The following is a 23,010-nucleotide window of genomic DNA, read 5'->3' as shown; positions in this document are numbered from 1 at the left end:
GTTTTTTATTATTTTTATTGAGGTGTATTTATGAAAGATGAAAAAACGCTGAAAGGCACCACAACTGTTGGCATAACATGCAAAGATGGAGTTGTTTTTGCCACAGAGAGAAGGGCCAGTATGGGTAACCTCATAGCCCACAAGGCCACAGACAAGATCTTTAAAATAGATGAACACATAGCAGCCACAATCGCGGGCTCAGTTGCAGATGCACAGAGCCTCATGAAATACCTCAAGGCAGAGGCCGCCCTTTACCGCATGAGAAACTCAGAAAGAATAAGCATAGAAGCTGCAGCTGCACTTGCAGCCAACATACTTCACTCATCACGTTTCTACCCATTCATTGTCCAGACACTCCTCGGTGGTGTTGATGAAACAGGTGCGAAGATATACTCCCTTGACCCCTCAGGGGGGATGATACCCGACAAATTTGTATCAACAGGTTCAGGTTCACCTGTGGCCTACGGTGTGCTCGAGGACAGGTACACCGATGAACTCTATGTTGATGAGGCGGTTGACATCGCCATAAGGGCCATAAAGTCAGCCATGGAGAGGGACACCTATTCAGGCAACGGCATCCTTGTGGCGACTGTCACAGAGGATGAGGGCTTCAGGATGCTCAGCCAAGAGGAAATCAAGAAAAGGATTGAAGACCTCAACTGATTTTTTTCCTGTTTTTTAATCTGCAGTAAACATTCTGTTTACTGTTGATCCCCTGTTTTTTGAAGTGATCTTATGGTTTCAGAGATGCTTGAAGAAATCAAAAGGACAATAATGCAGAGACTTCCTGAGAGGGTCCAGGTTGCAAAGGTGGAATTTGAGGGACCCGAGGTCGTCATTTACACCAAGAACCCCGAGATAATAACCGAGAACGGTAACCTCATAAGGGACATTGCAAAGGACATACGCAAGAGGATAATAATAAGGTCCGACCGGTCGGTCCTCATGGACCCTGAGGAGACCATAAGGAGGATCCATGAGATAGTACCCGATGAGGCGAAGATAACCAACATATCCTTTGACGATGTCACCTGCGAGGTCATCATCGAGGCAAGAAAACCAGGGCTCGTCATAGGTAAGTACGGGTCAACATCCAGGGAGATAGTTAAGAACACTGGATGGGCCCCCAAGATACTGAGAACCCCACCAATATCCTCTGAGATAATAGAAAGGATACGCAGAACCCTCAGGAAAAACAGTAAGGAAAGAAAGAAGATTCTGCAGCAGCTTGGAAATAGAATACACCAGAAACCAAAATATGAGAACGACTGGGCCCGCCTTACAGCCATGGGTGGCTTCAGGGAAGTGGGGAGATCCTGCCTCTACCTCCAGACCCCCAACAGCCGGGTACTCCTTGACTGTGGTGTGAACGTTGCCGGCGGGGATGACAGAAACTCCTACCCCTACCTCAATGTTCCTGAATTCACACTGGACAGCCTTGACGCGGTAATAATAACCCATGCACACCTTGACCATTCAGGATTCCTGCCCTATCTCTACCATTACGGATACGATGGGCCCGTGTACTGCACAGCCCCAACCAGGGACCTCATGACGCTCCTGCAGCTTGACCACATAGACATAGCCCACAGGGAGGATGAACCCCTTCCATTCAACGTTAAACACGTGAAGAAGAGCGTCAAACATACCATAACCCTGGATTACGGTGAGGTGACCGACATCGCACCTGATATACGGCTGACACTCCACAATGCAGGTCACATCCTGGGATCAGCAATGGCCCACCTCCACATAGGCGACGGCCAGCACAACATGGTCTACACCGGGGACTTCAAGTATGAACAGAGCAGACTCCTTGAACCAGCAGCCAGCAGGTTCCCGCGAATCGAAACCCTTGTGATGGAGAGCACCTATGGGGGACACGAGGACGTGCAGCCGCCAAGGACACGGGCAGAGAAGGAACTTGTGAAAACAATCTACTCCACCCTTAAGAGGGGTGGTAAGATACTCATACCTGTATTTGCGGTTGGAAGGGCTCAGGAACTTATGATAGTCCTTGAGGAGTACATAAGGACCGGTATAATAGATGAGGTTCCGGTATACATAGACGGTATGATCTGGGAGGCCAACGCCATCCACACGGCAAGACCCGAGTACCTCAGCAAGGACCTCCGGGACCAGATATTCCACATGGGCCACAACCCCTTCATCTCAGAGATCTTCCATAAGGTCAATGGTATGGATGAGCGCAGGGAGATCGTTGAGGGAGAGCCCTCAATAATCCTTTCAACATCCGGTATGCTTACAGGCGGGAACTCCCTGGAGTACTTCAAGTGGCTCTGCGAGGACCCAAAGAATTCCCTGGTATTTGTGGGTTACCAGGCCGAGGGCTCCCTTGGTAGGAGGATCCAGAAGGGGTGGAAGGAAATCCCCCTCAAGGATGAGGAGGACAAGATGCGGGTATACAATGTGAAGATGAACATAAAGACCATTGAGGGTTTCAGCGGTCACTCAGACAGAAGACAGCTCATGGAATACGTGAAGAGAATCTCACCCAAGCCTGAGAAGATACTCCTCTGTCATGGTGATAACTACAAGACCCTTGACCTTGCATCCAGCATCTACAGGACTTACCGCATCGAAACAAAAACGCCGCTGAACCTTGAAACGGTGCGTATACAGTGAGACTAACTATTTAGATGACCTTAAACTATTCTTTAGTGGTGATTGAATGGTAACCTATTCAGAATCCGGCGTGGACATAGACCTGGAGGAGCTGACCGTATCACGTTTAACCTCCCGGCTTAAGGACACACTCAGATACTGCGACGTTGTAAGCGGGGCCGGCCACTTCGCGGCCCTGGTCAGGATGGGTGATGTGGCCATAGCCATGAGTACCGACGGTGTCGGTAGCAAGATACTGGTCGCTGAGATGATGAACCGATACGACACCGTGGGAATTGACTGCATCGCAATGGTGGTCAACGATATACTCTGTGTGGGCGCAAGGCCAGCCGCACTCGTGGACTACCTTGCCGTTGAAGAACCCGACCCTGACGTTGCAGATGAGATAGGTAAGGGCCTTGCAAGGGGTGCTGAAATCGCACAGGTGGCCATAATAGGTGGTGAAACAGCATCACTTCCAGGTATAATCAGAAACCTTGACCTTGCAGCCACGGGGATCGGTTTCGTGGATGTGGACAGCATAATAACCGGGGAGAACGTGAGGGAGGGTGACGCTGTTATAGGCCTTGAAAGCAGCGGTATACACAGTAACGGCCTGAGCCTTGCCCGGAAGGTGTTCTTTGATGAACTGAAGCTATCAGTGGACGATGAAATGCCAGGCTCCAGTAAAACCGTGGGTGAGGAACTCCTTGAACCCACAAGGATTTACGTGGATCCCGTAATGAGGCTGCTTGAGTCAGGGGTGAGTGTCCATGGGCTTGCCCACATAACAGGAGGGGGCTTCGGAAACCTCAAGAGGCTCAACAGGGACGCCGGATACCATCTTGATTCCCTGCCAGAACCACAGGAGATATTCAGGACCATCCACGGAGCAGGAGTTGATATAACAGAGATGTACCGGGTTTTCAATATGGGTGTGGGTTTCTGTGCTGTTGTCAGCCAGGGGGACCTTGACGACGCCCTTGATGTCCTTGATGACGGCGCCCACCATATCGGTAACGTGACACCCAGGAAAGCTGAGGTTGCCCTTAAAACTTACACCGGTGAATCAATAAAACTTTAGGAGGACTCTTATGAGGATAAGTGCTGAAGAGGAAGTTAGAATCATAAAGGAAATACTCAACACCATGGATGTTCCAGAAGAGGTTTCAGATGTGGTGGCTGATGTTACGCTGGACGCTGACCTGAAGGGTTTCAGTTCACATGGAATCGGCCGTTTCCCCCAGTACGTTGAGGAGCTGCGCTGCGGGACAATAAAGCCCCACGGTGATATAACCATTGAAAGGGAAACCCCTTCAACGGCCCTGATAAACGGTAACCACATGTTCGGACACTTTGTTGCCTGCAGGGCAATGGAACTTGCAATTGAAAAGGCCAGGGATACCGGTGTCGGGCTTGTTGGTGTCCATGACTCCAACCACTTCGGTGTCGCCGGATACTACTCAGACATGGCGGTCATGAACGACATGATAGGGGTTGTGATAGCAAACACGGAGCCCGCCGTGGCACCCATAGGTGGCAAAATACCAATACTGGGAACAAACCCCCTTGCCATAGGAATCCCATCAAACAGGCACTATGTCTCGGTTGACATGGCAACCTCAGCATCTGCCAGGGGCAAACTCCTGGAGGCCGCCAGGAAGGGTGAGAGGATACCCGAAAACATAGCCCTGGACGCCGATGGAAACCCCACAACTGACCCTGAACTTGCCCTTAAGGGATCCATACTCCCCTTCGGTGGGCATAAGGGTTATGCGCTTTCATTCATGATAGAGATCCTGGCAGGTCCCCTTGTGGGGGCGGCCTTTGGGGCTGCGGTGCAGGGAACCGCAAACCCCCGGGAGATGTGCACCAAGGGTGACCTCATGATGGCCATAGACCCCTCAAAGATGGTCGACCTCCAGGAATTCAAATCCAGCGTTGATGAATTCATCGAGGAGGTTAAATCATCCGGTGAAGTCCTCATACCCGGTGACATCGAGGCCATGAACATAAAAAGGGGGCGTGAAGAGGGAATAGAAGTGGATGAAAAACTCCTTGAAAGGCTGAATGAAATATCAGATGAACTTGGACTGGACCTCCAGATTAAGGGGTTATGAAGTTGGATAGCAGCAGGGCTGTCTACGAGGGTATGAAGGAGGCGGGGATAGACTTTGCGGTCAGCGTCCCCTGTGTGAACCTCAGGTTCGTCCTTGAAATGGTGGACTCTGACCCGGGAATCAGACACGTGCCTGTTACACGTGAGGAGGAGGGCTTCGGTGTTGCAGCCGGCGCCTACATGGCCGGAAAGACCACAGCCATGCTGATGCAGAACTCTGGTCTCGGTAACTCCGTAAATGTCCTCGCATCACTCTACAGCCTCTACCATATACCCATAACCATGATTGTAAGTCACAGGGGCACCCGGGGCGAGTTCATGGAGGCCCAGGTCCCCATGGGAAGGGCCACAGCGGATATACTTGATATCCTCAAAATACCCTACAGTACCCCTGAAACACCCTCAGAGGCAAGGGAATCCATAGTGGAACTCACAGAACTTTCACTTGAAAAGAGGCACCCTGTGGCTGTCCTCCTTGAGGTTGCCTACTGGTGATACCATGCTCACAAGAATTGAGGCCATAGAAAGGATTGTGGAGGTCCTTGATGATGAAATCGTGGTATGCAACCTTGGTTTCCCATCAAGGGAGCTCTACAGTATCAAGGATTCGTCAAGGCATTTCTACATGCTTGGATCCATGGGTATGGCATCCTCCATTGGACTTGGTCTTGCCCTCTCCCAGAATAGAAGGGTTGTTGTACTTGATGGTGATGGATCCATCCTCATGAACCTGGGGGGACTGGTAACGGCCGCTGCCCAGTCACCAAGAAATCTAGTCATAGTCCTCCTGGACAACAGATGCTACGGGAGCACAGGTTCCCAGTGCACCTACGCAGATCTGGTAGACCTTGGGGATGTTGCCGGGTCAATGGGATTCAATGTTATCAGATTCCACAAGGAACTTGACTTTAAAAGGGCCCTCGAGGAGGACGGACCCGTGTTTGCCCATGTACCTGTAACTCCCGGAAATGCGGATGTCCCTGTCATAGATTTAAGTCCTGAGGAGATAATAGAGAGGTTCATGGATGAGGTGAGGTCCTAAGATCTCCTACCTGTGTATGTGGCGTAGAAACCATCTGTGTCGGCGTAAACCGTGTGGAAACCGAAATCTTCAGCTATTTTTATTGTCCTCTTTATATAGTCCCTTCCCCACGCGGTTATGGCCTCTGCACACTCCATTGAATACCACCTGAACCTTGAGTAACCGTAAACCCCGTACATGGTGTTTGCAAGCCTCTTGAGGGCCTCCTGCTGTACATTGAGTATCTTTCGCTCCATGGGGTCATCTGAGCGCTTCATCTCCCCCTTGATTCTGACCCTCTCAGAGAGTATCTCGCCTATAACCGACGGTACAAAACCCGGTGGGTCCTTACGGAACCTGTAACCGTATTCTGGTGCAACGTGGCAGTCACAATCCCCCTCATCGGTGAGTGTGTCTGGGGATATATTCTTTGAGATTATTATGCTGGGGTAGAGGCTGCGGAAGTCAAACTGGACTATGTTCTCATGGAGTCCCCTCTCAGGTTCCTTAACATATCCCCCAACGGCCCTGCGGCCCCTTCTCTTTGAGAACTCTGAGTGTGATGGCTTGTTTGGTACAAGTTCACCGTACTGGTGTGCCTTGCGTACAAGGAACCATTCGGCCTGCTGTCCGGTTGCCATGCGGGATATGTCAAATAGGGGCTGTCCAACTATACGGGTGAGCTCCATGTTGAGGGGGAGGATCTTCTCTGCGATCCGGTAGGTTGCAATGACATCATCAAGGGAGTACCTGAAAAGTTCATCCCTCAGCTCCTCCCGGTCCCAGTACTCCCAGAGTTTATCACCCGGGAGATCTATCTTCTCCTCCCCGAAGAGTTCCTGGTAGACCCTCTCAAGTGTGTAGCGGTCAAGGTTCATGTACCTCCTCATCACAGGGTAGAGGTCCACATGCACCGTCCCCCTTATGGCTGTTGCGTTTGCAAATCCCCTCCTCATGGTCTTTATCCTGGAGCCATCCCATCCAAGGTCAAGTTCCACTCCAAGGATCTCAGCCCTCCTTGATAGGTAGGGGAAGTCGAAGTTGTCGGAGTTGTAGCCCACCAGGATGTCGGGTTTTTTCTCCCTGACGATATCAGCGAATCTCTCGAGGATTGCCCCCTCATCATCAACCCTTTCAACGAAGTCCAGGTGCTCGCCCCTCGTTGATATTACCGATTCAACACCCATGTTGCCTGCAATGCCAACCATCACTATCTCATCATTTTCAGGGTCAGGCATCCCATGGGGGTTTCTCACCTCAATGTCAAAGCTGAGGATGTCCAGCTGAGGAAAGCCAGAATCGGATGTTTCTATCCCATCGGTTATCTCAATGATCCTCACATCATCTGATGTGACAGATGGTGCCGACTCCACCTCCACACCATTGAATTCTATCCCTGACATTGGCACGATTGACCTGTCAATTAGGTACCTCCTGTAGAAGGGGATGTCATGTTCCCTTATATCCGCAACGGATTCAAGGTTCCTTATCCTCTCCCTAAACTTCGGCACCTCCTGGGGGTGCCTGAATTCTATCCTTATAACCTCCACTGGTTTTCCAAGGTCCCTTCGCTCTGTGACCTCAAGTTTTTCCAGTTCCAGTTCAGCAAGGTCATTCATGCACCTATCCGTATCGGTGGGGATTGCGTAGATGTATGGCCTGAATGAACTGTCATATGCGATGATTGGCTCATTTCCTGACTTGTCCTTACCAAAGAGTCTGATGACCGGTATATCATCGACCGTTAGGTAGTCGATGTCAAGGAGCACCATGCTGTATCTTTCCATGGAGTTTACTCTGTTGTGTGAAGCTAATAAAATGTTCCAGGCAAAATGAAGGGGTTATTCGTTTTACTGTAATATTACGAAACAACCGGATGTGGCATGGTTCTGAATGTGTTCACTGTTTCTGCTCAGTATCTGATTCTCCAAGCCGGTAGGCCTCAAGGGCCGCATAGGCGAGCCCCAGGACCAGTGGCCCCACTATGAACCCTGCGACACCCCATAACACCGGGCCACCAAGGAAACCCACAAGGAATATCATGGGGTGTATATCAGCATACTTACCTGAGAGCTTTGGCCGAAGGTATATGTCGATTGTACTTAGGAATATCCCGAAGATGAGGACCAGAACTCCCCTGAGGACATTCCCTGTCACGAAGTCATAGATGGCAAGGGGGGTGTAGGCCGCCCATGGGCCTATAACGGGTATGAGCTGAAATATCCCTGTTATTATACCGAGGACTATCGCGTAGGGGTAGCCCAGGATATGAAAGCCAGCCCCCGCCATGATACCTATGAGGAGTGCCGTGAGGAAGTGGCCATAGAATATGCTCATGAGTACACGTTCTGTCTCAGAGGCCATCCTCCTCATGAATGGCCTGGCCTCAGAGGGTATGAGGCCCCTTATATATGAAAGGAGCCTTTCACCATCCCTTGCAAAGTAAAATGTTGATGAGAGGAATATGAAGAGCTGCAGGGCTATCATGGGGACAGACTGTATCACATCAATCACATAGTTGAGGGATCCGCTCAGTATGTCGGTTAGAACGCCCCTCAAGGCCCCTAAGGTGCCCCCTGAAGTCTGGAGCTGCCCCGGAATGTAGGGGATATCAAAGCCCCTTGCAAGGGTTATGAGCGAGGGGGTGGAGTTTATGAGTGAGTCCACGGTGAAAACCACTATACCAACAAGTGGCATTATAACAACGGCCATGGCTATGATTATGGAGACCGAGAGGTATGGTATCCTCTCATTTATCCTTAAAGCCACTGGCCTTACAATGTAGGCGAAGACAGCCCCAAGGAAGAGCATGGTCCAGATGGGATATATTACAATGGCCGATAGAAGTATCAGCGCAAGTACAAGGAATGAAGCAGATGTAATGGTACCCCTGAGCCTCTCTATCATGAAACCACCAAATTACCAGCTGATTCTCCGGCCGGCAGAGTCCCTTCTGTACCTGCCAAATTCACCGACAACCCTTAATTCATGGTCCCAGAGGACAGGGCCCTCGGCACAGACCCTCCACCCTGTCCCATCAACGCAGCACTGGCCGCAGATACCCACTGCACACTTCATGTATCTCTCAAGGGAAAACTGGGCTGGTATCCCCCTGTCATCAAGCACCTCCTTCACATGGAACATCATTGGCTCCGGGCCGCAGACAGCCGCCATGTCATATTCTCCGTCCATTTCAGAAAGGCGTTCATGTGCAAATCCCTGAAACCCGCAGGTTCCATCATCTGTACATGTATGGATATTAACACCTGCTCCCTCAAGTCTCTCTGTGAAGAGAAGCTCATCTGATGTCCTTGCAGCCACAACCGCGTCCACATTCATGCCCCGTGCCACAGCCTCCTCTGCAAGGGCTGCGAGGGGTGCCATGCCTATCCCGCCGCCCACAATGATCAGTTTTCTTCCCATGAGTTCAAAACCCCTGCCATAGGGTCCCCTGACTCCCATGAGGTCCCCCTCTTCCAGTTCATGGACCGCTGATGTGAATTCACCAACCCTCCTTATGGATATGCCGATTTCAGACCTTTTATGGTCAATGAGTGAGACTGACATTGGTTTCTCGTCGCTGAAATTCCAGACCATGACGAACTGCCCGGGCACTATTTCACGCGTTAAGTCCCAGTCAAATATGAATGTCTTGACGGTCTCAGATTCCTCAACTATCCCCTTAATTTCAAGAACCTCTGGAACATTTACCATGGAAATCACACCCCCTCATGGGCCAGGCCAACCATCTCATCAACCGATGAGAAGCCCTCCTCAATCATGAACCTCTCAAGGCCCCTGCATATCCTCATGAAGATCTCAGGACCATCATACATTATGGCTGTACCAACCTGCACGCCCACTGCACCTGCAAACAGGAATTCAACCGCATCCCTGAAGTCCCTGACGCCACCGGCACCAATTAGCGGGATCTCAACACTGCGGTAAACATCATAGACGCACCTTACAGCCACCGGTTTTATGGCGGGACCCGACATTCCCCCAAAGGCATTGGAAAGTACCGGTTTTGCTGTTTTTATATCGATCTTCATTCCGGGGCCAAGGGAGTTTATGAGGGTCAGGGCATCTGAACCCGCATCCTCGGCGCTTTTTGCTATCTCAACGATGTCTGTAACGTTTGGTGTGAGTTTGGTGGATACCGGCACGTCCACGGCGTCCTTTACAGCAGAGACCACCCTGAATGTCAGCCCTGCATCCTGTCCTATGGAAGCCCCGCAACCCGCCATGGCGTGGGGACAGGACACATTGAGTTCAATCATGTCCACGTATTCCTCCACGGAAGCCGCCACGCTGGCAAATTCCTCCGGTGAAGACCCGTAGACGGATGCTATGAGGGGCACATCATCATCCACCCCCCTGAGCTCCTCTTTAAATGCCTCAACCCCTGGATTTGAGAGACCTATGGCATTTATGATCCCACCGGTGACCTCGACCGTGGTGGGATTTTTATAGCCCTCATTGGGTTCCAGTGAAAATGATTTGGTTACAACGGCCCCTGCACCTGCACGGTAGACCCTGTTAAGGGATGACGCCATGCTCCCCATAACTCCCGCAGCAAGCATGGTCGGATTCCTGAGCTCAATATTACATATCCTGGTCCTCAGCATGAAAAACACCTTCTAAATATATTTATAGTCACCACCTATAGATGTACCCCTATGAAGTGTTATCTCACAGGCTGCGTTGCTGGTTTTGTTGCCTTCAGTGAAGATCTGGAAGTCATAGATTATGAAACTTTCCCGCTGGATGAGGTGGCCAGCAGGCTCAAAGAATCATAGATGGGTGGTATCACACCTGAGGAGAGGAGGATACTTGAAAGGCTCCTTGATGAATACCATGAGGTTGTCGTTGAGGCTGAGCCATCACCTGCATACTCTGAATTTGGTAAAATCAGGTTTGAAATGCCATCAGCTGCCGGAGTCCATCTGAGGGAGAACCTCGATGAGATACTGGAATCAATCACTGATATACCCCCATCCAGGTTCATACACAGCGCCCTCATCTCAGCAACCCGGGAAAAACTGAGGGAATCCCTCAGGGAATCCGACAGGTTCCTCATACAGGCCATAAATGCCCTTGATGAACTGGACGAGGAGATCGGGAAACTGATAGAGAGGCTGAGGGAGTGGTATTCCCTTCACTTCCCGGAACTGGATGGTGTGAGGAGCCATGAGCAGTACGTTGAGCTGGTTGCCAGATACGGTGACAGGGAGAGGATACTTGAAAATTTCAGGATGGATGTGGATGAAAGTATAGGCTCGGATATCAGCAGCGAGGACCTCCATATCTTCATGGACCTTGCAGAGAATATCAGGAGACTTCAGAGGCTGAGGCAGGACACCGAGAGGTACATTGACCTCAAAATGGAGAAGCTCGCCCCCAACCTCAGGGCACTTGCAGGTGCGAATGTTGGGGCAAGGCTTATTGCACATGCCGGTGGCCTGAGGGAACTTGTCATGCTGCCCTCATCCACTGTACAGGTCCTTGGGGCTGAGAAGGCCCTCTTCAGGCACCTTAAATCAAATGCCAGGCCACCAAAGCATGGTGTGATCTTTCAGCATCCCTCCATACGGTCATCACCATGGTGGATAAGGGGCAGGGTTGCAAGGCTTCTTGCCGGTAAAATAGTAATTGCAGTGAGAAAGGATGTTTTCAGCGGGGAATTCGATCCAGAGATCATTGAAAGTTTCAATGAGAGATTCGAATTCATAAAAAATAAAAACAAGAAACCTCCCGTCAAAAAGAAGAGGTTCAAGAGGAAAAGATAACCAGAGTGGAGGTGTATCCATTGAAACGTGTTAAGGGTCTTGATGGTGTTTTTATGATGAATGACTCGCTCCTCACAGTAAACCCCAACCCTGGTGTGAGGGTATATGGGGAGAAGCTCATGGAATGGGGTGGCAGGGAGTACCGTGTCTGGGATCCCAGGCGATCCAAACTTGCCGCTGCCATTCACAACGGCCTCAGAGGCTTAAGTCTCAAATCCGGTTACCGGGTACTGTATCTTGGAGCTTCAGCCGGAACAACAGCCTCACACATCTCTGATATTGTGACAGACGGCAGGGTATACTGCGTTGAATTTTCACCAAGGATGATGAGGGAGCTTCTGGAGGTGTGCGGTTCCCGTATGAACATGTTGCCGCTTCTCGAGGACGCCTCAAGACCCAGAGATTACCTCAGGATGGTTGAGGCTGCTGACCTTGTCTACTGTGACATTGCACAGCCAGACCAGACCCGGTTGTTCACCGAGAATATGGAATATTTCCTGAGGGATAATGGTTACGGTCTCATAATGATAAAGGCCAGGAGCATAGATGTTACAAGGAGCCCCCGTAAGGTCTTTCGTGAGGAGGTCAGGAAACTCAGGGACTCAGATTTCCAGGTGATGGATCAGGTGGGCCTTAATCCCTACGAGAAGGACCATATGGCGGTTCTTGTTAAAAGAAGTGATTGAAATTCATATGATTTTTTAACAGATTTTTAGTAAAAAAGGTATATATTGGGTTAGTTACATAATTTTAATCCCAACTGAAGGCCATAATTTCACCTCCGGGTTATTGTTGCAACACAATAACCTGGAGTGAATAACTTCATTTTCTGATTAATGCTGAAATGGAATCCTCCAGGAGTATTTTCCATCAGATTCATCAGGGTCTAGACTTCATTCCTTCTCTTCAAGTTTCACTGCAATTTCATCAACTATGAGGGATGCAAGGTCATCCTTGCTCATTACAGGAAGTTCCACTGCCTTATCTGAGACTATGATGGCCCTGTTACTGTCTGAGCCGAAGCCCTCAACTGAAACATCATTTGCAACGACGATATCCACACCAGCCTCCTGCATCTGCTTCTCTGCAGATCTGATAAGTTCCTCCCTGGGGACATCGTACTCGGCCTTGAATCCAACAATAAGTGCATCAGGGTTAAGTTCTCTTGCAATTTTTATGATCTTGGGGTTTGGTTTCAGTGTGAGTGTAAGCTCACCATCTGAGGATATCTTCCTACCTGTGTAGGTGGGTTTGAAGTCAGCGACTGCTGCAGCCGATACAAATACATCATGTTCACCTATAAGTTCCCTGACTGCGGATGCCATGGAATCCGCTGTCTCAGCCCCTACAACGGTGAACTGCTGGGGGATATCCACCGAGACTACACCCGCCAGGAGTGTAACGTCGGCACCCTCAATGTATGCCCTTCGTGCAACCGCAAGGCCCATCTTACCTGAACTCCTGTTTGTAATGCCCCTCACTGGATCGATTGGCTCATATGTTCCGCCAAGGCTTATGAGGAACCTTTTACCCCTCAAACTCTGCTTGGAGGTCTGCCTCATTGCCTCAAGTACTATCGTGTTGATGTCCGGAAACTTTGCCTTCCCCTCATCCATGCGGGGCTCAACAAAGACAACCCCCTCCTCCCTCAGCCTTTGTATGTTCCCCTCTGCGGCGGCATACATGGCCTCATGCATGGATGGGACCATAACTATGGGGGTTCCCATCCCCGATGCCGTAAGGAGAAGGGAGGATATGGGGTTGTCGGCCAGCTTAAAGGCAAGCTTACCTATGATGTTGGCCGTTGCAGGGGCCACAAGGATGAGGTCTGAGTCGGCGTACTTAACGTGCTCTATCTCCCCTGTAAGTTCAAGGATGGGTTTGCTTCCTGTGGCAAATTCCATAGCATAGGGGTGTATTATCCTGCAGGCGTCCTCACTCATGAAACATCTGACACTGGCACCCTGCCTTCTCAGTTCCCTTGCGAGTTTAACTGCCTCAATGGCGGCAACACTTCCTGTAACGCAAAGTACGATCTCCATTTCATCCCCATCATGTGTCATCTATAACAACAACCGTTTTCTCGCCGGTCAGCATTTCAATTATCTCGTTGAGGGTTTCAAGTTTTCCTGGAACTCTCCTTGCATCCTCCCGCATAACCCTGATCTTGAAGCGTTCCTCGCCGTCCTTTCCAAATACTATGTTGATACCTGAAATCCTTGCTGGTGCAAGTACATCCTCTGCAACTGATTTGAGGTCAGAGTTCTCACCAACCACCCTCACCTTCTTGCCCAGGGCCCTTGATATTGCCCTTACGATTTTACCGCCCTTGCCTATCAATTTTCCGACCTCATCAGGCTCCGTTATGATTATAACTATTCCATCAAGATCTATGGCCCTTTTAAATCCAAGTTTTCCCTCTCCAATCCTGTATAGAACCTTTGATATCTCCAGTTCAGTCTGAGTTACCTCCCCTGTTTTAAGTTTATTTTCACAGCCCTGACATAAAATTCCGCTTTTAAGACAGACATCGCATATTGGCAATACCATTCCTTCTTCCTCCTTTTCTTTAGTGATTACCGTGGTTATCGCAAGCAAGGCCACACCTGTAAATCCCGGTTTAAAAACCCAGCACAGTCTTTAAACCTCTGGAGATAAAATAAAAAGAGCCCATTTAGTTATCACTGCAGTGACCCTTATAATTTAATAATATTTTGATAAATATAAATTTATAGTTTTGGTGTATCCCTAAAGAAAGGAGAGTGGAGTTAAATAAATCTGAAGCTGTTCACGATGAGGTCGAAGTTCTTCCTTTCAGCATCGAACCTCTCAGCCGGGGCTGTGCAGAGTATCACATAGACCCTTCTGTTGTTCTGTATCCAGATGGCCCTCTGCTTCTTCTGTGCCCCATCAAGGACAAGGTAAACATTCTCTATTGCCTGGTAACCACCTATGGTCGTGTTTGACTCTGAGACCCTCCTGTAACTGGAGTTGGTGAACAGTGCATCGTAATTGTCCCTGTACATATCATAGAGGTTACCCTTAAGCTCCCTTGACTGGATCACAACTGAGACCTGTGCAAGTCCAGATGAATCAACTGATGCCGGGTCCCCAACGGCTGCGACTGTTTCGTTTGCCAGTGAGTTGGCTGTCACCCAGCTGGATGGGTACTCAAATGAAATATTGTTTCCTGAGAACCTTTTGGTCTGGTTCTCTGAGTTACTGTCAGGTGATGTGCATCCTGACACAGCAACTACCATTATTATGAAAAGAATGAGCCAGTGTTTCCTCATGCAATTTCCTCACTCTCATGGTGATGATGGTGGATTCTGACCGCCACCGGTCCCCTGATTATCGGGGGTTGTTGGAGTGGTAGGTGTTGAAGGCTTTTCTGGTGTTGTTGGAGTGGTGGGTGTTGTGTTGGTGGGGGTCCTGTTTGTGGTGTAGGTTACGGTCACATTTTTGAGGGTGTTGTTGAAGGATGGGAATGCCGTTTCATTCACGGTAACAGTACCTGTAGCAGGGGTTTCCTCCTTCAGGTTCATGAAGTACAGCCCAAATCCCGTTCCAAAGAAGAATGCCGCCACAATTATTATGGCACCTATGAGCGACAGATTCGGACCCCTCTTTCCCTTAACCTCCTCTGTCTTGACGTACCTTCTGACGAGTTCCTCCCTCTCCTCTTCCTCCTTCCTTTTCCTTGATTCCTCCACCCAGTGGTCGAGGGGTTTTTCAGGGGTTTTCTGTCCCTGAAGTCGCCTTATATTTTCAACTGCCTCAATTGTTTCAAGTTCCTTCGTGTACTGTTCCTTCAGTTCAGTGTATTCCTTCCTTGAAATATTACCCTCTTCAAGGTCCCTTTCAAGTTTCTTGAGCTGTCTCAGGAGGATTTTCTTATCCTGACTAATCATAATCATCTCCTGATAAATCAATGATAATCAACTGGATCTATATTGAACAGCCGGGTATATATAATTTATAGGGTATGGAATATAAAATCCATGGATACCCCATTAAAAGAAAAAGTAAGTTTATACTGAAGTCCCCTGGTGCTCCATAAGGGTGAGGTCCCTGAAAAACCAAAATAACTATTCATAAACAGTTCCCTCCGGATAGGAACCCAGAATCTTAAAGAAAGGTGTTCTATCAGCTATACAATCAAGCACATCCATTATGACGGCATCCTTCCTGTGCCCCTCAAAGTCTATGAAGAATATGTACTTGCCAAGCCCCCTCTTGGAGGGTCTGGACTCTATCTTCGTGAGGTTCACATCATGCTCTGCAAAGAATCCCAGAACCTCATAAAGCCCCCCGGGCCTGTCCTCTGCCAGAGCAAAAACTATGGAGGTCTTATCCCTCCCTGTTGGCTCATGATCCTTTTCTGAGAGGACTATGAACCTTGTGAAGTTGGGGTCAAAGTCCTGTATGTCCTCTGCGATCACATCAAGGCCATATATATCCGCTGCCCTCAGGGTCCCTATCGCCGCAAGTTCCCGTCTCCCCACTATCGTCCTGGCTGCTGCTGCTGTGCTGGGTGCTGAATGTGTTGTGACACCCAGCTTCTCCAGGAACCTCCGGCACTGTGCAAGGGACTGGGGGTGTGAGTAAACCTCCCTGACCTCCCCCAGGGATACGCCACTGTTGACAAGGAGGTTATGCCTCACCCTCAGTATTATCTCCCTCTCTATGCACAGATCATATTCCCATGCCAGAAGGTCAAGTGTTACCCCAACCGGCCCTTCAATTGAGTTTTCAATGGGGACAACCCCCCGTGAAGCCTTACCTGATGCCACCGCCCCCAGAACCTCAAGTATGGAGTCAAAGGCCAGGAGTTTCTCACCAATATGGAGTGCAGCCTCCTCGGTGAAGGTCCCCTCAGGCCCAAGGTAGGCTATGGATCCCCCTGCCATCAGTAGAGGCCCCCCTCCAGGTAATTGTTTATTCTGTCTGTTGTTGCCTGGTAGAATCGCCTCACCGTGGCCTTACCGTCCCTGTAATCTGCGAGGGTCGCTGAGACACCGAGATGTACAAGGTGCCTTATGAATTCCTCGGCTGTCTCCCTGTCCTCCACATCGATGATCGTGTCCTCGTAGGCGGACTCGCCGCCGGCTATGGCCTTTATCCTCTCAAGCATGGGGTATATTATCGCCTCTCCAAGTCGGTGAGCCCTTTCAAGGGTTTCATCATCTGACTCATCCAGTTCATAGGCCTGGAACCCCTCCCTTATAACCCTGCTGAAGAAGAAGGGCCTCCCAAAGTCAAAGGGGTAGCTGAAGGCATATGCAAGTTCCCGTGCATGTGCCTGGGATGATGTGTACTTCAGGGGTGGTAAATCCATGGAGGGGTCCTTCATAACAACCCCCTCCCTTCCCTCCTTTCCCAGGGTTCTTATTATGTCTGCAACCTCCTCTGCAGCATCCTCGACAGGGTAAATTCCAAATAAACGTACGGGTGGAAGACCATAGGATTCAAGAATGTCCCTCTTCTCTTTTATTGGGAGGGGTCTGTTGGTGTTCTTCTCCCTGAGGTCAAAGACCCTGAAACCCAGCGGACCCACCTCAGGGTAGTCCTGTGAAACATAGGGGTTGTCCCTTCCAACCATCTCACCGCATACAACAAGTTCCCCGTGGTCAGAGAAGAACCTGTCAAGGTCCATGAGTTCCAGTGCCTTCCGGGTTGTGAATGGACATACATGACCTCCGCGTGTGAGCGCAACCGTATCACCTGATGAAAGGCGTGTTATGCGGACATTGTAGCCGTTCATCTTCTCCTCCACTGCAACTCTGTCCCTGAAGTGTTCCATCAGGGTGGGGGAGAGTAGAAGTGTTCTCCTGATCTTCGGGAACCCCCGGATAACCTCAACCTCATCTCCAGTGTAGATAACCGTGCCTGCCTCAAGGTCCATGAGGGACTTTTTGAAAAGTAGGGCATTCATACCGCCCTCCTCAATGACCCTGATGGCGCCCCTGTCCAGTCCATCCTTCAGCCTTGGAGAGGGAATTCCTGTTTTCTCTGTGATCTCACAGAAAGGAATGTCTGTATTCATCAGATTCACGCTGATCATTCAGTAAACATGTATCTTGAGTTTATTCATGAAAAAAATAAGGAATTAGAAGACACCCTCTATCTCAACTATGAGGTCAAGGATGTCCGTCTTTGTCACTATACCCTCGAGTTCCCCGTCCACAACAGGGAAACCGCCGTAACCTGTCTCCATCATCATTGATGCAAGATCCGTTACCTGCGTGTCTGCCTCGACAGTCCTGACGTTCTGTTTCATTATATCCTCAACCAGAAGGTTTCTTATCCTTGATGATTTGTGTTTATCCGGGACGACCTTCCTGAAGTTTATAACTGCGCGTGTCATGTCCTTTGCGGTGAGTATACCTGCGAGTTCCCCTCCATCCATGACCAGAAGCCGTCCTATACCCGCATCAATCATCATCCTCCTTGCATGGACAGCCCTCTCCTGGGGGGATACTGTTATCATCTCTGTGCTCATCACATCGCCTGCGGTGTACCTCTCATAGGCCCTTCCCCTGCATATATCAAGGAGGTCTGATTTGGTCACGATTCCCAGTATCTCATCATCAAGGATAACAGGCAGGCTTCCTATGTTGTTCTCGAGCATGATACTTGCCGCGTTTCCTGCATCCATGTCTGGATCCGCGGTTATGAGTTCCCCTGTCATGACCGTTGAGACATGGAAGTGGGATGGGGCCATGTTTCCGTACCTTGATGATCCCAGTTTTATGGCTATATCCTTCTCGGTGACTATCCCCACAAGTTCCCTCTCATTTTCACTGTTTGTGTTGATGACAAGGAGCCTTGATACGTTTTTCTTACCCATTAATCGAAGGGCGTCGCAGACGTTCTGGTCCTTATCGATGCAGACCGGATCCTCTGACATTATATTCTTAATTATCATACTCTCCACCTACTGTATCCCGCTTATTATATCTGTTTTTGTTATTATTCCCACCAGTTCCTCATCCTCAACAACTGGCAGTCCGCTTATGCCGTTATCAAGCATCACTGACGCCGCCTCCGATGCATCGGCTGATGGTTCGACCGTTATGACGTCCTCAGTCATTATATCCCCTGCAGTTAACATTGCGATTGTCCTGGCCCTCCTCTTCTCCTCGGATGCACGGCTTATGAAGTAGACCCTTTCAACCGGTATGCCCCTCTCAGGGTCCTCGAATGTTGCAAATGAGAGATTCTCAGAGGTTATTATTCCCTCAACGGCCCCGTTTCCTGTTACGATAACCCTTGATATGCCGTTCTCCTCCATGACATCTATAACATGGGCCAGTGTATGATTGGCTGTCACCGTTTTAACATCCCGGGTCATTAAATCCTCAACCTTCCATCTGCCGGCGCACCTGTCCTTGAAGAATCTGAGAAGGTCCCTCTTGGTTATGATGCCTGCAAGTTCCTCTCCATCCATCACAAGGAGTGAGCCTATTTTCTTCTTGAGCATCAGGTCGGCGGCTTCCCTTGGAGTGGCATTGATATCCACGCTTATGGGGTTCTCGTTCATCACCCTTCTTATTGAGATCTTATCTATTGGTCTCCTCTTCCATGCTGGTCCATTGATTCTCAGTTTCCTTGTTATGTCTGTCTCTGTGACGATACCTGCTGGTTTCCCCCCGGAGTCCACGACGACTACCCTGCTTATCCCGTGCCTTAGCATGAGGTTCCTGGCGTATGCAACCTGCTGTGTGTCTTCCATGACAAAGACTTCATCTGTCATTATACTTCCAACGTTCATGGGACCACCTAACCTGTTATTGCCCTCAGAAGGTCGCTCTCTGTTATGATTCCCCGGAGGTTTCCATAGTCCACCACCGGCAGACCACCAATTCCATGTTTCTCCATGATCTCACAGACCTCTCCAAGGGTTGTTGTTGATGTGACGGTGCAGACCTCCCTTTCCATTATTTCGGTGACAGGTGTGGAGAGAACCTCCTCGGCACTGTTGGTTTTCATTGAGTTGAATGCCTGGTTCCTTCCAAGGAACTCGAGTATATCGGTGGAGGTAACAATTCCAACCAGTTTCTCATCCTCTGGGTGGGGGGTTCTTCGCTCCTCACCAATAACTGGTATTCTCCTGAGCCTGTTTCTTACCATTATTTTGGAGGCGCCCTCTATCGGTGTTCCCGGTGTTGTTGTTATAACATCAGCTGTCATGTGATCCTCAGTGACCTCATCAATGAATACCCCTGCCATGAGGAGCACAAAGTCCCTCTCGGATACTATACCTGCTATCCTCCCCTCATCATCCACAACCGGCAGGGCGCCGACACTGTTTTCAAGCATCATGGTCACCGCATCTGATATGGAGTCCCTGGTGGTTATTTGGATGACATCACGTGTCATTATACTCTTAACCGGTTCGTTGACTGCTGCGAGGAAGTTATCATCATACTTGTTATCCAGGATCTTGAATTTATCTCCCCCTCCTAAAAAGTCCAGGATGTCCATGGCCGTTACTATCCCCTGGAGCTTCCCTGTTCCGGGGTTTGTTATGGGAAGCCTCCTGAATTTGTTCTTAACCATTATCTCCGCTGCTTCCTTGATGGTGGCTGTCTGTGGTATGGAAATTACTTCCTTCCCGGCGATTGTCATGACATCGCCTTCATGGTCGAAGTTTCTGCTCTCGAATTCAATGGGACCACGGTCCCTAGACTTTACCAGGTTTATGGTGTCTTTTTTTCTCATTTACACACCTCTCTGGGAGATATACTTACATGAAGTAAGTATCGTTATTACCCAAACTAACATTTTTAATAAAAATTAATTTCTCGTTGATGGGACTTTCAGGTTTCATCAAGCCACCATTTCACTTGATATAAGCTTCCAGGACGTCCTCCCTGGACACTATACCCAGAAGATCGGCTTCCTTCACCATGCTGGGGTCCCTCTTCACAAATACCGGGTTTTCAACCACGGGGATCCTTCCAATATCCTTCTCCAGCATGAGAGAGGCAGCCTTTTCAGAAGGAGTATCCGGTGTTATGGCAACAGGTGGTGTCTTCATTATCTTCTCAACCGCCACGGATTTCACTTCACCTGATTCCCTGTGTATCCTTGCATGACCGTACCTCAGAAGGTCCTTCCTGGTTATGATACCTATCATTTTACCCTTCTTCATCACAGGAAGACCTGAAAACCCTGATTCATCCATAAGATCCCATACAGCTGAAAGCTGATCGCTGTGCTCACATGTAACAGGGTCTGGGGACATTATCTCACTTACAGGGCTTCTGACCGGCTCATAGCCATTTTCAAGGAAGCCTGATATGAGGTCTATGGCGCTCAGTATTCCCACAAGCTTCATGCTGTCGGTTGACTCAACAACAGGTGCCTGTATCTCACCGGCCTTTAAAAGGTCAGATGCTGCCTTCATCGCATCCATCTCAGGGGTCAGGATAACCTTTGGTTTCTCCATTATACCCCTTGCCTCAAGATTTGACTTGGTTGCTGTGATGTTGAGCACATCACCCCTTGTTATAAGACCCCTCAGTTTCTCTCCCTCAACCACAGGGACACATCTGAAATCTTCATCCCTTAGAATGGATCTTACTCTAGTGGCGGCAGTTTCAAGTGAGACTGAGACGGGATTTAAAGTCATTACGTCTCTTACAAACAAATCATTCACCCTCTAGGTCCTCTTTACACTCCTCGCATATGTACCTACCATCGTACTCCTCAAGGTACTCCTCATAGTTACCGCAGACCTCGCACACACCGGGGACGGACCTCTCATTCTCAGGCGTCAGTGCCCTGTTCTCCTCAATCCTTGCATTCTCAACAAGGATCTCGGTGAGTTCAGGGGCGACCATCATGACATCAGAGGATGTCAGTATCCCCACAAGTGCACCGTCCTTAACCACAGGGAGCCTCCTTATACTGTTCTTTGCCATCAGCCTTGCAGCGTCACTGAGTTCCCTTTCAGGTTCTATGCTTATGAGGTTACGGCTCATTACCTCGCCAATTGTAACCTTGCTGGCAGCCAGGTCCTTGGAAACCACCTTCCTTATGATGTCACTCTCTGTGATGAGTCCTTCAGGTTCGGAGTTGCTCTTCACAATGATGCTTCCGACCTTCTTTTCTGTCATTATTGATGCTGCTTCTGCAACGCTGATGCCAGGGTCTGCTGTTATAACATTCGATGTCATGGCATCATGGACTGTAACCTTTGTTTCCATTTCCATCTGACAACCTCCTACCTAAGGCCAAGGGCCCTATGCATCTGTGGTATAACGTAAATATCCATATACTTTCCGGCTTCCTGAGACATTTCCAGCAGGCGAGGAGTGTACAGAGCCCACTGTTCAGGGGGACTGCAGGGCTGTATAACCATTGAAAGTTTTTCAGGGTCATCAACGCCTTCACGGAGCCGCATGGCCAGGGCCCCGATGTATTCAGCCCCCGTTGTGGGCATCACAACCACCTTACAATATGTATTTACACCTTTTGATATTAATATGTTTATGACTTGAATCTCCCGATCAATGAGGTCATCTGGCCCGGATATATCGGATTCTGTAATATTATGGTTGGAATCACCTGAAAAATGTTCAGATGTTTTAATATCCACCGATGCGTAATCAAAGAGGTGGGATACCCTCCGGGCACTGGCCGGGAGAGAGCCGTTGGTTTCAAGGAGAGCGCTCCAGGGGGAATCCTCAAGGAATTCCCTGATAAAGTCAGGGTAAAGAAGCGGTTCGCCACCTGTGATGCTCAGTGAATGAAAATCGGGTGTCATGAGGTTTTCAACCATCCCCAGAAGCTGGTTTGCTGAGATTTCCTCCCCACATGATGGGTCCCTGCTCTCAGGGGTGTCACAGTAGCTGCAGTTAAGGTTGCAGCCGGCGAACCGTATGAAAATCTGCCTCTTCCCTATAAGGAGGCCCTCACCCTGGATGCTGCTGAAGACCTCCATAATGGGTGCCCTCATATGGATCACCGGGATATGGTGTAGATGGCCCCCTGTCCTATTCCCTCATTTACGCAGACCTCAACCGAGGATATATCGTACTTTCTGCCAAGCTCCTTAAAGAGGGTGGAGGCAAAGTAACGTGAAAGTTCCTCTGCAGAGCTGGATTCCAGGTCAAGGAGGCAGCAGTCCTCCTCGGGGATGCTGTACTCCTTACCACTGATCTCAAATTTGATGTTTCCACTTGTTGATGAGAAATTTATGAGCGGGCTTCTGAGTGGTATGAGGAGTTTATGGTCAAATCTGCTGCATAGTTCTCTGACCACTGCCTTAACATCCTTGAAGTCAGCCACGAACCCGTGCCTGCCACTCCTTTTCCCCTCAACCTTCACGTCAACTATGTATGAATGTCCATGTATGCATCCACATGACTCGTGTTCAGGTATCATGTGGGCCGCTGAAAACCTTAAATTGGCGTGTATCCCGTTGATAACTATTTTCATGTTAACCA

At 49.5% G+C, this 23,010-nt stretch carries 25 protein-coding genes; 8 read left to right on the top strand and 17 right to left on the bottom strand.

The genetic code is table 11. The annotated features are described in order from the left end of the window. Nucleotides 1-30 precede the first annotated feature (30 nt). From psmB to comE, 6 genes are all read left to right on the top strand, one after another. Complete coding sequence (gene psmB / locus L5462_RS02705) at nucleotides 31-663, top strand: archaeal proteasome endopeptidase complex subunit beta (protein ID WP_237779276.1); 633 nt, start codon at nucleotides 31-33, stop codon at nucleotides 661-663. A gap of 72 nt (nucleotides 664-735) precedes the next feature. Further along, the gene (locus L5462_RS02700; RefSeq protein ID WP_237779275.1) at nucleotides 736-2,646 is read left to right on the top strand and encodes a beta-CASP ribonuclease aCPSF1; all 1,911 of its coding nucleotides are present in this window, start codon (nucleotides 736-738) and stop codon (nucleotides 2,644-2,646) included. A 46-nt stretch (nucleotides 2,647-2,692) separates the two neighbouring features. Beyond that, the gene (purM, locus tag L5462_RS02695) at nucleotides 2,693-3,709 is read left to right on the top strand and encodes a phosphoribosylformylglycinamidine cyclo-ligase (RefSeq protein ID WP_237779274.1); all 1,017 of its coding nucleotides are present in this window, start codon (nucleotides 2,693-2,695) and stop codon (nucleotides 3,707-3,709) included. A 10-nt stretch (nucleotides 3,710-3,719) separates the two neighbouring features. Continuing rightward, on the top strand, nucleotides 3,720-4,745 hold the full coding sequence (comC, locus tag L5462_RS02690) for an L-sulfolactate dehydrogenase (RefSeq protein WP_237779273.1): 1,026 nt from the start codon (nucleotides 3,720-3,722) through the stop codon (nucleotides 4,743-4,745). Next, nucleotides 4,742-5,239: a sulfopyruvate decarboxylase subunit alpha gene (comD, locus tag L5462_RS02685; RefSeq protein WP_237779272.1), complete on the top strand. Its 498-nt coding sequence runs from the start codon at nucleotides 4,742-4,744 to the stop codon at nucleotides 5,237-5,239. Before comC ends, comD begins: the two co-directional genes overlap by 4 nt. A 4-nt stretch (nucleotides 5,240-5,243) precedes the next feature. Next, nucleotides 5,244-5,786 (top strand): sulfopyruvate decarboxylase subunit beta, encoded by a 543-nt coding sequence (gene comE / locus L5462_RS02680; protein WP_237779271.1) that lies wholly within the window; start codon nucleotides 5,244-5,246, stop codon nucleotides 5,784-5,786. Here comE and polB1 read toward each other — a convergent pair. The 4 genes from polB1 to L5462_RS02660 form a co-directional block, all read right to left on the bottom strand. Next, nucleotides 5,783-7,552, bottom strand: a complete 1,770-nt coding sequence (polB1, locus tag L5462_RS02675; RefSeq protein WP_237779270.1) for a DNA polymerase PolB subunit 1 — start codon at nucleotides 7,550-7,552, stop codon at nucleotides 5,783-5,785. The genes comE and polB1 overlap by 4 nt on opposite strands. Nucleotides 7,553-7,664: 112 nt before the next feature. Further along, on the bottom strand, nucleotides 7,665-8,672 hold the full coding sequence (locus L5462_RS02670; RefSeq protein ID WP_237779269.1) for an AI-2E family transporter: 1,008 nt from the start codon (nucleotides 8,670-8,672) through the stop codon (nucleotides 7,665-7,667). Nucleotides 8,673-8,684: 12 nt separating this feature from the next. Next, complete coding sequence (locus L5462_RS02665) at nucleotides 8,685-9,479, bottom strand: dihydroorotate dehydrogenase electron transfer subunit (RefSeq protein WP_237779268.1); 795 nt, start codon at nucleotides 9,477-9,479, stop codon at nucleotides 8,685-8,687. Between the two features lie 5 nt (nucleotides 9,480-9,484). Then, on the bottom strand, nucleotides 9,485-10,393 hold the full coding sequence (locus L5462_RS02660) for a dihydroorotate dehydrogenase (RefSeq protein ID WP_237779267.1): 909 nt from the start codon (nucleotides 10,391-10,393) through the stop codon (nucleotides 9,485-9,487). 171 nt (nucleotides 10,394-10,564) lie between these two features. Here L5462_RS02660 and L5462_RS02655 point away from each other — a divergent pair, with 171 nt between their 5' ends. Both L5462_RS02655 and L5462_RS02650 read left to right on the top strand, forming a co-directional pair. Then, complete coding sequence (locus L5462_RS02655; protein ID WP_237779266.1) at nucleotides 10,565-11,554, top strand: NOP5/NOP56 family protein; 990 nt, start codon at nucleotides 10,565-10,567, stop codon at nucleotides 11,552-11,554. 11 nt (nucleotides 11,555-11,565) lie between these two features. After that, nucleotides 11,566-12,240, top strand: coding sequence for a fibrillarin-like rRNA/tRNA 2'-O-methyltransferase (locus L5462_RS02650; protein ID WP_370637000.1), 675 nt, complete (start codon nucleotides 11,566-11,568; stop codon nucleotides 12,238-12,240). Nucleotides 12,241-12,447: 207 nt separating this feature from the next. Here L5462_RS02650 and coaBC read toward each other — a convergent pair whose 3' ends face one another. From coaBC to L5462_RS02585, 13 genes are all read right to left on the bottom strand, one after another. Further along, nucleotides 12,448-13,596 (bottom strand): bifunctional phosphopantothenoylcysteine decarboxylase/phosphopantothenate--cysteine ligase CoaBC, encoded by a 1,149-nt coding sequence (coaBC, locus tag L5462_RS02645; protein ID WP_237779265.1) that lies wholly within the window; start codon nucleotides 13,594-13,596, stop codon nucleotides 12,448-12,450. Between the two features lie 10 nt (nucleotides 13,597-13,606). Continuing rightward, on the bottom strand, nucleotides 13,607-14,104 hold the full coding sequence (locus tag L5462_RS02640; protein ID WP_237779493.1) for a transcription elongation factor NusA: 498 nt from the start codon (nucleotides 14,102-14,104) through the stop codon (nucleotides 13,607-13,609). A gap of 218 nt (nucleotides 14,105-14,322) precedes the next feature. Then, nucleotides 14,323-14,847, bottom strand: a complete 525-nt coding sequence (locus L5462_RS02635; RefSeq protein WP_237779264.1) for a PsbP-related protein — start codon at nucleotides 14,845-14,847, stop codon at nucleotides 14,323-14,325. A gap of 15 nt (nucleotides 14,848-14,862) precedes the next feature. After that, a complete protein-coding gene (locus L5462_RS02630) occupies nucleotides 14,863-15,465 on the bottom strand; it encodes a hypothetical protein (protein WP_237779263.1) in 603 nt (200 codons plus the stop codon). A gap of 177 nt (nucleotides 15,466-15,642) precedes the next feature. Beyond that, the gene (pheA, locus tag L5462_RS02625) at nucleotides 15,643-16,464 is read right to left on the bottom strand and encodes a prephenate dehydratase (protein WP_237779262.1); all 822 of its coding nucleotides are present in this window, start codon (nucleotides 16,462-16,464) and stop codon (nucleotides 15,643-15,645) included. Then, nucleotides 16,464-17,600: an RNA ligase gene (locus L5462_RS02620; RefSeq protein ID WP_237779261.1), complete on the bottom strand. Its 1,137-nt coding sequence runs from the start codon at nucleotides 17,598-17,600 to the stop codon at nucleotides 16,464-16,466. Before L5462_RS02620 ends, pheA begins: the two co-directional genes overlap by 1 nt. Nucleotides 17,601-17,663: 63 nt before the next feature. Beyond that, a complete protein-coding gene (locus L5462_RS02615; RefSeq protein WP_237779260.1) occupies nucleotides 17,664-18,482 on the bottom strand; it encodes a CBS domain-containing protein in 819 nt (272 codons plus the stop codon). Between the two features lie 9 nt (nucleotides 18,483-18,491). Further along, on the bottom strand, nucleotides 18,492-19,328 hold the full coding sequence (locus L5462_RS02610) for a CBS domain-containing protein (protein WP_237779259.1): 837 nt from the start codon (nucleotides 19,326-19,328) through the stop codon (nucleotides 18,492-18,494). A gap of 8 nt (nucleotides 19,329-19,336) precedes the next feature. Next, nucleotides 19,337-20,278: a CBS domain-containing protein gene (locus L5462_RS02605; protein WP_237779258.1), complete on the bottom strand. Its 942-nt coding sequence runs from the start codon at nucleotides 20,276-20,278 to the stop codon at nucleotides 19,337-19,339. A 121-nt stretch (nucleotides 20,279-20,399) separates the two neighbouring features. After that, nucleotides 20,400-21,218: a CBS domain-containing protein gene (locus L5462_RS02600; RefSeq protein WP_237779257.1), complete on the bottom strand. Its 819-nt coding sequence runs from the start codon at nucleotides 21,216-21,218 to the stop codon at nucleotides 20,400-20,402. Next, on the bottom strand, nucleotides 21,211-21,774 hold the full coding sequence (locus tag L5462_RS02595) for a CBS domain-containing protein (protein WP_237779256.1): 564 nt from the start codon (nucleotides 21,772-21,774) through the stop codon (nucleotides 21,211-21,213). Before L5462_RS02595 ends, L5462_RS02600 begins: the two co-directional genes overlap by 8 nt. An 11-nt stretch (nucleotides 21,775-21,785) precedes the next feature. After that, on the bottom strand, nucleotides 21,786-22,520 hold the full coding sequence (locus tag L5462_RS02590; protein ID WP_237779255.1) for a 7-carboxy-7-deazaguanine synthase QueE: 735 nt from the start codon (nucleotides 22,518-22,520) through the stop codon (nucleotides 21,786-21,788). A 5-nt stretch (nucleotides 22,521-22,525) separates the two neighbouring features. Continuing rightward, nucleotides 22,526-23,002 (bottom strand): 6-carboxytetrahydropterin synthase, encoded by a 477-nt coding sequence (locus tag L5462_RS02585; RefSeq protein ID WP_237779254.1) that lies wholly within the window; start codon nucleotides 23,000-23,002, stop codon nucleotides 22,526-22,528. Nucleotides 23,003-23,010 lie beyond the last annotated feature (8 nt).

Origin of the sequence: Methanothermobacter sp. K4 (assembly GCF_022014235.1) — an archaeon.
Lineage (GTDB): Archaea > Methanobacteriota > Methanobacteria > Methanobacteriales > Methanothermobacteraceae > Methanothermobacter.
This window is presented reverse-complemented; position numbering and strand designations above follow the sequence as displayed.